Source organism: Zhenhengia yiwuensis, assembly GCF_014384995.1.
Lineage (GTDB): Bacteria > Bacillota > Clostridia > Lachnospirales > Cellulosilyticaceae > Zhenhengia > Zhenhengia yiwuensis.
Genome location: NZ_JACRSY010000025.1, coordinates 22279 through 35480 on the forward strand (window position 1 = coordinate 22279; position 13202 = coordinate 35480).

11 protein-coding genes and 1 riboswitch are annotated in these 13202 nt (G+C 31.7%); of the genes, 8 read left to right on the forward strand and 3 right to left on the reverse strand.

Features of this window, described 5'->3' with window-relative positions; genetic code table 11:
* Window positions 1-24: 24 nt before the first annotated feature.
* Together H8718_RS14215 and H8718_RS14220 are read right to left on the reverse strand one after the other, a co-directional pair.
* Window positions 25-1632 carry a hypothetical protein gene (locus tag H8718_RS14215; protein WP_249333389.1) on the reverse strand — a complete coding sequence of 536 codons (1608 nt, stop codon included), beginning with the start codon at window positions 1630-1632 and terminating at the stop codon, window positions 25-27.
* Between the two features lie 11 nt (window positions 1633-1643).
* Window positions 1644-2144: a hypothetical protein gene (locus H8718_RS14220; protein ID WP_249333390.1), complete on the reverse strand. Its 501-nt coding sequence runs from the start codon at window positions 2142-2144 to the stop codon at window positions 1644-1646.
* A 197-nt stretch (window positions 2145-2341) separates the two neighbouring features.
* Between H8718_RS14220 and H8718_RS14225 the strand changes: the two genes are divergently transcribed.
* The 4 genes from H8718_RS14225 to H8718_RS14240 all read left to right on the forward strand — a co-directional run bounded on the left by H8718_RS14225 (window position 2342) and on the right by H8718_RS14240 (window position 5367).
* Complete coding sequence (locus tag H8718_RS14225) at window positions 2342-3112, forward strand: ParA family protein (RefSeq protein ID WP_249333391.1); 771 nt, start codon at window positions 2342-2344, stop codon at window positions 3110-3112.
* The gene (locus H8718_RS14230; RefSeq protein WP_249333392.1) at window positions 3109-3999 is read left to right on the forward strand and encodes a ParB/RepB/Spo0J family partition protein; all 891 of its coding nucleotides are present in this window, start codon (window positions 3109-3111) and stop codon (window positions 3997-3999) included. The genes H8718_RS14225 and H8718_RS14230 overlap by 4 nt, the downstream gene beginning before the upstream one ends.
* 27 nt (window positions 4000-4026) lie before the next feature.
* Window positions 4027-4536, forward strand: coding sequence for a DUF4446 family protein (locus tag H8718_RS14235; RefSeq protein ID WP_249333393.1), 510 nt, complete (start codon window positions 4027-4029; stop codon window positions 4534-4536).
* A gap of 540 nt (window positions 4537-5076) precedes the next feature.
* On the forward strand, window positions 5077-5367 hold the full coding sequence (locus H8718_RS14240; protein WP_249333394.1) for a YkuS family protein: 291 nt from the start codon (window positions 5077-5079) through the stop codon (window positions 5365-5367).
* Window positions 5368-5389: 22 nt separating this feature from the next.
* On the opposite strand, the gene thiT is transcribed toward H8718_RS14240, so the two are convergent.
* Entirely contained in the window at window positions 5390-6058 is a 669-nt protein-coding gene (thiT, locus tag H8718_RS14245) for an energy-coupled thiamine transporter ThiT (protein ID WP_249333395.1), read from the reverse strand.
* An 84-nt stretch (window positions 6059-6142) separates the two neighbouring features.
* Window positions 6143-6244, reverse strand: a riboswitch (TPP riboswitch).
* Between the two features lie 179 nt (window positions 6245-6423).
* Between thiT and H8718_RS14250 the strand changes: the two genes are divergently transcribed.
* From H8718_RS14250 to yidA, 4 genes are all read left to right on the forward strand, one after another.
* Entirely contained in the window at window positions 6424-8229 is a 1806-nt protein-coding gene (locus H8718_RS14250) for a polysaccharide deacetylase family protein (protein ID WP_249333396.1), read from the forward strand.
* 366 nt (window positions 8230-8595) lie between these two features.
* A complete protein-coding gene (locus H8718_RS14255) occupies window positions 8596-10308 on the forward strand; it encodes a proline--tRNA ligase (RefSeq protein ID WP_249333397.1) in 1713 nt (570 codons plus the stop codon).
* A gap of 118 nt (window positions 10309-10426) precedes the next feature.
* Window positions 10427-11962: a cardiolipin synthase gene (gene cls / locus H8718_RS14260; protein ID WP_249333398.1), complete on the forward strand. Its 1536-nt coding sequence runs from the start codon at window positions 10427-10429 to the stop codon at window positions 11960-11962.
* A 340-nt stretch (window positions 11963-12302) separates the two neighbouring features.
* The gene (yidA, locus tag H8718_RS14265) at window positions 12303-13109 is read left to right on the forward strand and encodes a sugar-phosphatase (protein ID WP_249333399.1); all 807 of its coding nucleotides are present in this window, start codon (window positions 12303-12305) and stop codon (window positions 13107-13109) included.
* The last annotated feature ends 93 nt before the right edge of the window (window positions 13110-13202 follow it).

The following is a 13202-nucleotide window of genomic DNA, read 5'->3' on the forward strand; positions in this document are numbered from 1 at the left end:
GTCTATCACCTCTTTTAATGCATATTATTCAACAGGATAGATATTGAGTGTATTATCGATATAAAACATACCTTCTAAAAGTTTATTGTTATGAGTTTGTTGGACACAAAAGATAACTTTATTCTCAGAAGCATTAACAAGTGTAACTTCACCTTGTATAGGAATATACTTAATAAATTGGTCATGGTCCAGACTATAGACACATAATAGGTTTTGATTTGAAATTTTTTGTGTAAAAATAATATAATTTGTCGAAAGAAAGAGAGAATCGGCAATAGCGCCTGTAGCTATTACTTTAGGAGAGTGATAATAATCACTAACTAAATACAGAGAATTATTTTGACCATGTTCAGTAATATAGGCAAATTTTGTGTTTTCAGGGCATATAGAAAGTGATTTTGGAGAGATATTTTCATTTTTGGTAATATAGCGATGTTTATTAGGTACATTTTGATTAATTAAAAGCAGAGAATAGCTATTATGATTTGTTTCATCTAAGACTAATATATAAGGATACTTAAGTACAAAAAACTTGGTATCTGCAGAGTTAACGGTATGAAGCATTACCTTTTCATCTTTTTGATAATCATAAAGGTAGAGCCCGTAGTAGAGGTCGTTAATATCTCTTTCAATAGTAAAATTAAGTGTGCTTGCTTGATAGTTAGAAGTATGAGCACTATTAAAATGTTGAAACTGTTTTACCGGCGTAAGTTGAGATAAAATGAGCTGTTCTGTAAGCATACGTTGCAAGAATGGCGAAATTTCGATAATATCATGATTCGTAAGTCTAGCATAGTGAAAATCAGAAGAAAAAGTAAGCCTGCATCCTAACGTTGTTTCAAAAAATAGATAGGCAGGGATATTAAAGTTTTCTGCAGGGATATTAAGGTCTTCTAATGGGGCGCTCCAAATGACATTGCGCCATAAGCTTGAAAGTAAAGATTTATTTGTAAGGTTAATCGGTGTATTTTGTGAGGTATTAAGACTTAAGATAGAAGGGTGTCTGGAGTAAAGTGTATCAATATAAGCAATAATTTTATCATTATAATAGGTAAAATAATTATTTTCTAAATAGATGTTAGCATGGTCCCGCTCATAAATGCTAATATATAAATTTTTACTATGGCCAGAAGAATTATAGAGTTTAAGTAAATAGCCCATATCATTAGGAATAATCTTATGGGACCAATTAGATTCTGGAGTACTAGCTTGAAGAAGACCTGTTAATGCATTAATTTCATCTTCATCGCCAATAGAAAAGAGAAATTTGGTATCAGAAGTATATTGGCTATAGACTTCTATCTTTTGGATATTATGGGTAGAGGTACGTAAATAAGCTGATTGTACAGGCGCTACTAAACTATCATAGCTAATAAAAGAAATTAATAAAATAAATATACCAGTTCCTATCATTTTTAACTTAAAGGATCGATTTTTGCTATCAAATAGAGAGTAAAGATACATAATAATAGCTCCTATAGGCACAGGAAAACCGAAAAAAGTAGAGTGTATGCTGCTACAAAATAAATAAATGGTACATTTAATAAAAAATAGAGATTCGCGTTCTTTAGATTTACTTGAAGTATAGACTAACAGATAAATAATAAGGGCAATAACTAATAATGATTTCATTTTTTATCTCCCTAAATACCAATATTAATAAAAAAAATTTGATGCTTAATATAATAAAACTTAGGAAATGGAAAAATACTATAAGGTACAATTAAATAAGCATGAAAAACATGATCCTTATTAGCGAGATGGCTAATAGGGTATTTTGATTTTATGTTAAAAGTATGCATATTTTTAGTTGATGATCCCTCTAGAAGAGCATATTTTATTTTGTGTGGAGGAAGCAGTTCATCTAAAATATAATGTGTATCTTTACCCGTAGCATTGTTAGAAAAATAAAGCCAGTTATTGGAGTCATCATCTTCATAAATAAGGATATAATAATTTTTCAATTTTTTATTAGGAGAAATTGTAATACTAGCTGTTTCAGGAAAGTTTTCATCTTGAGTAATATTAATATCAAGTTCTCCAATATCAGAGGTATAGATATGATAATTCATAAAAAGAATGAGATAAAGTATAGTAAGAATAACGATAAAATTTGCGATAAAAGTAAATCTGTTTTTGGGCATATAAACTCCTATAATTTGTTGGAAATTAGGATGTTTCACGTGAAACATATTAATTTCTATAAATAGACTTGTTTTATTATATTAAAACTATGGAGGAATTTATGATTAAACCATATTAATAATGTAACAACTAAATAATTTATGATATACTTATTATAAATTATGCCATATAAATAAAGAAAAAGAGGTACATCTATATGAGTAAGATAATTGCAGTAGTTAATCAAAAGGGAGGCGTAGGTAAAACTACGACAGTTATTAATCTAGCAGCAGCCTTAGCAGAAAAAAAGAAAAAGGTTTTAGTAGTAGATATAGATCCTCAAGGGAATACAACAAGTGGTTGTGGCCTTGTAAAAAATCGTATACCCAATACAATTTACAATGTATTTACTGAGGATATTAATATTCAAGAAGTTATTTTTGAGTCACCTAATGAAAAGATAAAAGTTATTCCATCAAATATGAATTTAGCAGGAACTGAGATAGAAATTGTAGATAAAGAAGAAAGAGAATTTATTCTAAAGAAAGCATTAAATCAAGTAGATGCTGAATTTGATTACATATTTATTGATTGCCCACCAGCCGTAAACATTTTGACTATTAATGCCTTAACAGCAGCACATACTGTACTTATTCCAATGCAATGTGAGTATTATGCATTAGAGGGATTATCACAACTTATGCAAACTATTAAATTAGTGAAAGAATCGACTAATAGAGCACTTGCTTTAGAAGGAATTGTATTTACTATGTTTGATACACGTACAAATCTATCCGCACAAGTAGTTAATGAAGTTAATCAACATTTTTCTAAATTTGTATATAACACAAAGATTAATAGAAGTGTCAGATTAAGTGAGGCGCCAAGCTATGGCATGTCTTGCATTAGTTATGATCCAAAGTCAAAGGGATCTGAGCAATATCGTGAATTAGCAAAAGAGTTCTTAGGAAGGAATAAGAAAAAATGAGACAAAAAGGCTTAGGGAAAGGCTTAAATGCACTTTTATCAGAGGAAGCAGTTATAAATCAACAAAATGAAGGCATCAGATTTGTTGATATTAATGAAATAGAACCTAACTATGATCAGCCAAGAAAAAAGTTTGATCAAGAAGAGTTAAATGAATTAATGCTTTCTATTCAAGAACATGGCATTTTACAACCTCTTATTGTTAGGGAGAAAGGAAATAAGTTCGAAATTGTTGCAGGGGAGAGACGTTATAGAGCAGCACGTTTAGCAAAGGTAAGAGAAATACCTATCCTTGTAAAAGATTTTGATGATAAACAGGTATTAGAAGTAGCACTGATAGAGAATATCCAACGTTCCGATTTAAACAGCATGGAATTAGCGTGTGCATATAGTTTATTAATGGAGAGGTTTGACTATACTCAAGAAGAGGTAGCAACTCGTGTAGGAAAAAGTAGATCAGAAGTTACTAATATTATGCGTTTATTAAAGCTGACACCAGATCTTCAGCAAAAATTAAGAGATGAAGAGTTAAGTTATGGACAGGCTAGAGCACTACTACCTATTAAAGATATTCAATTACAAAAAGAAGCAGCAGAATATATCATTGCACATGAATTGACTGTAAGAGAAACAGAAAAATATGTTCAAGGTGTAATTGCAAAAGCTGAAAAAAGTGAAGAGCAAGCGGCTACAGAAGCACGTAAAAGAATGCAAGCAGTATTAGAAGAGGCTCTTGGCAATCATGTCTTCATAAAAGAAGTACAAGAAGGGTTGCAAAAGTCTTTAGGAACTAAGGTTTCTATTACACAAGGTAAGCGTAAAGGAAAAATAGAAATAGAATTTTACAGCAATGATGAATTAGAAAGAATTATTAGCAAGATAAAATAGAAAAGTTTTAAGGGAGAATGCTTTTAAATGGAATCAGTGGTAGAACTATTAAACCCATATATGATTTATATTGTGCTTGGATTAGCAGTATTTTGCTTAATTTTATTAATTATACTACTCATGAATTTATCAAGATTAAAAAAAATACAGAAGAAGTATCAAGCCTTTATGATAAAAGAAGACGTAGATTTAGAAGATTTATTAATTCATTATGCTAAAAAAGTAAATAGTGTTAAAGAAAAACAAGATGAGATAAAAGAAAAAATAGATACACTTAGTAATGAAATGAAGTATTGTACACAAAAAGTTGGTGTTGTAAGATATAATGCTATTGAAAAAGTAGGTGCAGATTTATCTTTTGCAATTGCTATGCTAGATGCAGAAGATAATGGTATAGTATTAAATGGGATTTATAGTAGAGATGGATCCTATGTTTACTCAAAACCTGTACAGAATGGACAATCTACATATCAATTATCAGATGAAGAGAAAGAAGCTATTCAATTAGCTAAAGAAAATAATAAAGCAATTGCTTAAATAAAAATAAAAACCCAACCTAAATACAGCTCCCCCTTTAAATAGCTGTGTTTAGGCTGGGTTTTCTTTATGTGGTAGGAGTATAAAACTTATCATTAAACTTTTAATCTAGTGGGTGTGAGGCTTAACCGTAGGTATGAGGTTGCTTTCTATAAGAGAAGTTATGATCTGCTTGATGAAAGGGATGCCGTCACATTTATCATAAGCCAGATATAAATTCAATTAAGGAAATGAACGTTATACTTTAGGGATTTACCATTAACCATTTGGCATAAGCTTTATAGAGTTTTAGAGAAAATCTAATAAATATCTACCACACTATTTATTAGATTCTGGGAAAAGTAAAGTGGAAAGGGGGAACCAGTAAACTTTACTTTTCATTCTGTGGAATGTAAAAGGGCCTAGGATTCATTTTACGTTCTACATATACTATATAGTCCTATATATAGAAAATTCCCCGTTTTTTTTGAACTTTTTTTGGTATTAAGCAGAATGAAATGACGCATAATACTAGAAAAAACTTGAAGGAGTCAAGTGGATATGATTGTATCTATAGAAAATAGTCTATATTATGTAAGACAATACCTAGAAAATACGGGTAAATATGAGATTTATGATAAAGGCAATTATACAGGTCCTATACATGCCTATATTTATGAAGAAGATGAACCAATAAGTGAGTTTGATGCAATGCAAAATAATTTAATTAATTTAGCACAACAGAAACATGTAGATATTAGGCATGGTGTGTTAATGATTAATGCTAAAAATAAAACGCCCAAAGAGATTGATTTAATACTCTCTGAGCGCTTGTATAGAAATATCTACTAATGTTTCACGTGAAACATAAAAGTTAATTTGCAAATGTAATTTTTAAATATTTATAAATAGAAGTTTTGAGAATAATAATACCAATGATTAAAGTAATAAGAAATTCTACAGATAGGAACCCTGCATTATATATTGCTGAGTAGATCCAAGGGTTCATACCTTCTGGTGCATATTCGCCAAAGAAAATTGCACCTGATAGAAGATGCATACAGAAGCGCCCAAGAATGGCGATTAGGATGCCGAGGCTAAAGCGTAGTTCTAGAGATTTAATAGCCTTAGGAAGAATACCAGCAAAGCCTAGCCAAGCAAATGCAAGAGGGTAATCAAGTAAGATAGAAATCCAGTTTGCAGCATAAGCACCTTGGAAAAATTGTAAGAAGCCATATGCAAGACCAGCAATGATACCAGCTGTAGGACCACATACAAATGCAAACAAGATAACAGGTAACATACTTACTAGGGTTATAGAACCACCCTGAGGCATTTCAAAAAGTTTAATGTAAGATAGGATAAAGGATAAAGCAACACACATGCCACCAAAAGCTAAAGTTTTAGATGTGAGTTTTGGGGTAGTAGCTTTTACCTTTTGAGATTTGATGATTACAGCAGCAATGAGTAGGATAACAAATACGCCTAAACTTACCCAAACCATCATAGGTGTCTCAGATAGACTTGCTAAAAATTCATTCATTCTTTTTCTCCTCCTTTTTTTATAAATATACTTAATCGAGGAGAATACATAAAAAAAGGCACAATAAATGTGCCTAGGTATTCTTAGATCCTTTACACACTTCCCTGCAGCGGCATTATCCGTACACAGGTCATAAGGGTCTGCAAAATGCACTCTCAGCCTAAAAAAGCTCCCCTAGCATATTTATAAATATTAGTTTAGTTTATAAAAATATATGTAAGAACAATTATATAATATTATATTTTGTTTGACAAGTCAATGTACATATAGTTAAGCTTGCAATTTGCATAGAATAAAAAGTAAAATATTTAGACTTATTAGCGATATATGGTACAATAAAAGAAATAAAATATGAGGGAGATACGATGAAAAAAATAAGAAAAAGATATAGTATACTGTTGATTATACTGATAGCCATTGGGATGACAGTATTCTTTATGATATTTCAAGGTAGAAAAAATACATCTATTGTAGATGTTTATTTAGATAATGGAAATCAACAACACATTTTAACATACGGTGTCAATGCAGCATACATAGATGGAAATAATGAAAAGTGGAAAATAGCGACAGTGACAATAGATGAAAGTGCAGATTTAAATCTAGAAGGAATACAACTTATGTATACTGTTTCTGATACATTAGAACAGGACTTAGAAGAAATATCTAAGAAGTATACAGGAAAAAAAGTGTGGATTAATATGGGTTTGAATCAGGAGATGAGCTTAGAGGATTTAAGGAAAGTCTACGAAAGAATAGAGTCACTCATTGAAGAGTATGAAAATATTTATAGTGTTTATGATTTGGATATAGCACTTAAGCTCTATAAGACGCATGGATTCAAGTGGATAAGTCACAAGGTAGAGAGTAATGAAGATATAGAAGCGATTTATAATTTGCCTGAAGAATTGAAAGGACAAGTTAAAGTACTTATTAATGACTATATCTTAGAAAATGATAAGTTATCGCTTTCAGAGCAATTAGATACCATATCTAGATTGTACTATAGTATTCCTATGAATATAGGGCAAGTAAAATTAATTTTTAATCAAGGGGATTTGAATAAGGCACATTATAAAATTATAGACCTGTATAATGAAATTGTTAGTGAGAATTGGATAAGTACTCATAAGATTGCAGAGGACACTACACCATATATTAAGCTTCAGGAGGGAATCACTGTAGGAAATCCAGGTGAATTCTTAGTTTCATATTATGAAGGTATTGAGTTTGTAGAGTATAAATTTAATGACCAATCCGTGCAAAAAAGCTATAGATTCCCATTTAAGTTAAAAGAAGAAGTGTATGATGGGAAAAATGGTATTAATAAAATAAAGATTATTGTTAAATTAAAAGGACAAGAAGTTCCTTATGTACAGGAGTATTATTTAGACTTTAAGGATATGGCTAAAGTAGGTGAAAGAAGTAAAAGATTAACACCAGATTATCCTTTTGCTATGCAAATGACTTATGAAAAGCCATATATTCCAGTACTTATGTATCATGAATTTAAAGATGTTGTAGGCGAAAGTGATAGTGAGCAGAGTATTTCTGTAAGTACCAAATTGTTCGAAGAACATATTAAGACTTTATTAGATAATGGTTATACACCTATACATTTTAAGAATCTAGAGGACTACTTTAGGCAAAAGGGTGGATTACCTGAGAAACCTATTATACTCACTACAGACGATGGGTATTTAAGTAATTATACCATAGCGTATCCTATTTTAGAGAAGTATAATATACCAGCTACTTATTTTATTACATCTGCTTATGTAGGAATAGATACGACTATGCCTCACTTTACTTGGGAGCAGGCAAAGGAGATGGAAGAAAGTGGGCTTGTTGACATACAAAGCCATACCCATGGTCATGCTTTATTAGATGAACTAAGCGAAAATGAAGTGCGCTATCAGGTGAGCATGTCTTTTGCTAGGATAGAAGAAGAATTAGGAAAACGAGATGTTAAAGTACTTGCTTATCCGCAATTCCAACATAACAAAAAGACAGTTAAATGGGTAGAAGAAGTTGGGATCAATCTTCAAATTACAAATTTAGCTAAGTTAAAGGGCGTAACGAAGCCGCTTGATGTCAAACGTATACATGTTGCGAATACAACTTCTCCAGAGCAGCTACTTGAAATGATTCAGAAATTAACCATGAAATAAAAGGAATTAAAAACAATCCTTGCAATTTCTTCTAACTATCATTACAATATATGATTAGAACACACTAATTTTATAAGATAAAGCGATGATGAGAAATCAATTAATTTATTTCTTTGACAGAAAGAGAGTTCACCGGCTGAGAGACTCTTAAAGAACGGATTAGTTGTCCTAGCTCTGAGCATTACGTGATGAAGCGTAACGGGTACTCCCGATATAGAGTATGAAAGTGATTGCTTAAATGCTTTGGCATTTTAGATAATAACAAGGGTGGTACCACCGAATGTGAATTTGGTCCCTATGCAGTAAATGCATAGGGACTTTTTGATTTTAAAAATAAAATTTTGAGTATAGAAAGGAAAGTGTATTATGTTACTTAGCAAATTATTAGGTGAACGTATTAAAGAAAAACCAGGCGATGCTACAAGTATCAGCCACATTTACTTATTAAGAGGAGGCTACATTAGACAAGTATCTAATGGTATTTACTCACTTTTAATGCCAGCAAAACGTATTGCTACAAAAATTGAAGACATTATCCGCGAGGAAATGGATGCTATTGATGGACAAGAAGTTATGTTCCCAGTTGTACTTCCAGCTGACCTTTGGCAAGAATCTGGACGTTTTGAAAGTGTAGGAAGTGAATTGGTACGTTTCAAAGATCGTGCAGGTAAAGATATGTTACTTGGTATGACACATGAGGAAGCAGCTGTTCACTTAGCGCGTACAGAAGCACGTTCATATGCTCAATATCCATTTATGATTTACCAAATCCAAACTAAATTTAGAGATGAGCCAAGAGCACGTGGTGGTCTTATCCGTGTTCGTGAATTTACAATGAAAGATGCTTATTCTTTCCATACTTCACAAGAAGATTTAGAACAATATTACGATAGATGCTTACAAGCATACCACAATGTATTTAGAAAAGCTGGTGTGCCGGAAGTAGTATGTGTTAAATCAGATACAGGTATGATGGGTGGTAAAGTAGCTCACGAATTCATGCTTCTTACAGATATCGGTGAAGATACAATCATTATCTGTGATTCTTGTGATTATCAATCAAACATGGAAGTTGCAACTTCTAAACTTGATAAGTATGAAATTGCAGAAGAAGAAATTAAAGAAAATCATACGCCAGAAATCAAAGACATTGATTCTTTAGCAAAATTCTTTGATGTACCAGCTCATAGATTATTAAAAGCTGCTGTATTTGAAGTAGAAGGTAGAAAAGAACCTCTTATTGTATTCATCAGAGGCGATCTTCAAGTAAATGAATCAAAACTTAGCAAGATTGTTCAAGCAAATGTTACGCCATTTACAAATTACGAAGACTCTAATTTATGCTTTGGTTTCATGGGACCTGTTGGCCTTGAAGCTGGTGATGCGCAAATCGTATTTGATAGCTCATTAGAAGGTGAGACAAATCTTATTTGTGGTGCTAATAAAGTGGATTATCATTTATCAGGTGTAAGCGTACCAAGAGATCTTAAAGTAGAAGCATTCCATGATGTAGCAGAAGTTAATGAAGGTCATACTTGTCCATGCTGTGATGGAAAACTTCAATTCAAACGTGGTGTTGAGGTAGGTAACATCTTCCAACTTGGTACAAAATATACAGAAAGTATGAACATGACATACACAGATAAAGATGGTAAAGCAAAAACACCTATTATGGGATGTTACGGAATCGGCGTAGGTCGTCTTCTTGCTTGTATCATTGAATCACACCATGATGAATATGGTCCAATCTGGCCAATCTCAGTTGCACCATGGCAAGTACACATTTGTGTATTAGGTAGCAAAAAAGTAGATATGAATGCGGTAGGATCAGATATTTACAACCGTTTAAATAACAAATGGGAAGTTATTATGGATGACCGTAATATGGGACCAGGAGCTAAATTTGCAGATGCTGACCTTTTAGGTATTCCAGTACGTATTGTTGTGGGTGAAAGAAACCTTGAAAATGGTCAAGTAGAGCTTATGACTCGTGATAAATCCGTGAAAAAACTTGTAAATATTACAGATATTGAACAAGAAGTAGCAGATCTTATTAATGAATTAAAAAATAACATGTAATGAAAATAAAAGCTTAGTAGTTTGGGAAAAATCTACTAAGCTTTTTTAATCTTAATTGTAAACAATAAAGTATATATGATATGATCATGTATAATACACATAAAAAAGGGGGGACTTAATGAAACAAATTATAAAAGTGGTATTTAGTCGACTATTCATCGTAAGTATACTCATTTTAATACAGGCCATTATACTTGGAATTGGCATCTGGAAACTAAGTGAATACTTCGTTTATCTATATGTATTATTTGCAGTTGTCAGTATCATTGTAGTTATTTATATACTGAATAAGAAGGGAAATCCATCTTATAAGCTAGCGTGGGTTATTCCAATTTTGCTATTTCCTGTATTTGGAGGACTGTTTTATCTCGTATTTGGAGGAGATAAGACTGGGAAGAAGTTCAAAGACTCTATAAGGAAGATTTATGAAAATACAAAAGGGCTTTTGAGTCAGAATAAAGAAATTGTAGAAGAGTTGAAGGAAATAGATAAAAATATTGCAAATCAGTTTATCTATACAAAAGATTATTCAATGTTCCCAGTGTATAAAAATACAGAAACTAAATATTTAAGCCCTGGAGAAAATTTCTTTGATAGGTTGCAAGAAGAGTTAAAAAAAGCTAAGCATTTTATCTTTATGGAATACTTTATTGTAGAAGAAGGCATTATGTGGGACACAATCCTAGATATTCTTATTGAAAAGGTAAAAGAAGGAGTAGAAGTTCGTGTGATGTATGATGATGCAGGGACTATTCAGACTTTGCCTTATAAATATTATGAGAAGTTAGAATGCCTAGGGATTAAAACAGTTGTCTTTAATGAAATTAGGCCTAGACTTTCTCTTAAGATGAATAATAGAGATCATAGAAAGATTACAGTTATAGATGGCTGGGTAGGATTCACTGGTGGTATAAACCTAGCAGACGAATATATTAATGAAAAAGAGCGTTTTGGTCACTGGAAAGATGCTTCTATTATGATTAAAGGCGAAGCTGTAAAAAATCTTACGCTGATGTTTTTACAAGTATGGAATTTTGATAAAAATGAACAAGAAGATTATAAAAAATATTTAGAGTGTAGCTACGAAGGTGAAAATATTAAGACAGATGGATATGTGCAGCCTTATGCAGATAGTCCTTTAGATGAAGAAACTGTAGGAGAGAATGTGTATCTTAATATTATTCAAAAAGCAAAGGAGTATGTCTATATTAATACCCCTTATTTAATTATAGATAATGAATTGGTTACAGCACTCACCCTAGCAGCTAAAAGTGGTTTAGATATTCGTATTGTAACACCGCATGTACCTGATAAATGGTATGTTCACTTATTAACACGGGCTTATTATCAGCAATTGATTGAAGCGGGAGTGAAAATCTATGAATATAAGCCAGGCTTTATTCATTCAAAAACTTTTGTTGCAGATGATGAAATGGGAGTAGTAGGAAGTATTAATTTGGATTATCGTAGTCTGTATTTACATTTTGAATGTGGTATCCTTATGTATAAATCAAAGGCAGTACTCGAAATCAAAGAAGATTTCCTGAAAACATTAGAAGTATGCTTACCTGTGACACTTGAAGAATGTCATAATGTAAGATGGTATATAAGGCTTATGCGCTCTATATTAAGGTGTTTTGCACCACTTATGTGATAAAAAATTATAATTCAGTCTATATTATGTAGACAGTATGGATAATTATGGTATAATAAAGACGTATGTAATGCTATTCAACCTATATAATTTCATAAACCAACCTTAGAAGTGCTTCCATTTAGGAAGCACTTTTTTATATTTAAATACAAATGCTAAAAAAGTATAGGATTAGCCGATAGATATGATTATAGTATTATGCAGCTCATTAAGCAGCCACAAAAGGAAGTAAATGTAATGATTAAAAGTAAGAGAGAAGGTTATAAAACTTAGATAGGATTTTTGAAAGGATGCTGTGATATAATAGAAAAAAAGAGTTATAGAACTAGGAGAATAGACAATGTATAAACTAATAGCACTAGATATGGATGGTACTTTATTAAGAGAAGATAAAACAATTTCAAGTATTACACAAGAAGCTATACAAAAAGCAAAAGAAAAGGGTGTAAAAATTGTTTTAGCATCAGGAAGACCTGTAGAAGGTATTCAGCGTTACTTAGAACAATTAAATCTTATTTCTGGTGAAGATTTTGTGGTAAGTTATAACGGCGCTATAGTTCAAAATACAAAAACTAAAGAAATAGTAAGTCGTACAGTTCTTAAGGGGTCTGACCTTCATGAACTTTATGCACTTTCGCAAGAATTGGGTGTTAATATACATGCTTTTTCACAAGAAGGATGTATTACACCAAAGCTTACAAAGTACTCTATCCTTGAAGGTGAAATTAATGGCATACCAGTAGTTGTAAAAAATTATGATGAAATAAAGGATTCAGAGGAAATTATAAAAATTATGATGGTAGAAGAACCTGAGATTTTACAGGAGGCAATTAACAATCTGCCAGAATATCTTTATGAAAAATATACTATTGTAAGAAGTGCACCGTTCTTCTTAGAATTTTTAAATAAAGAAGTGAATAAAGGTGTGGGCGTAGAGGCATTAGCAAATAGCTTAGGTATAAAAAGAGAAGAAGTTATTTGCATGGGAGATGCAGGCAATGATGAGCATATGATTCGTTATGCAGGACTTGGTGTGGCTATGGGAAATGCTTTTGAAGAAATTAAGGAAGTAGCAGACTTCGTGACAAAATCAAATAATGAAGATGGCGTAGCCTACATTATTGACCAATTTGTTTTAAATAAATAGTGTAATAGAAATGCCCCAGTATTTTAACCATATTGTAATATGATTATGATATGCTTAAAGAGTCTAGAAAGAGAAAGAACAAAAGAGGGAGGA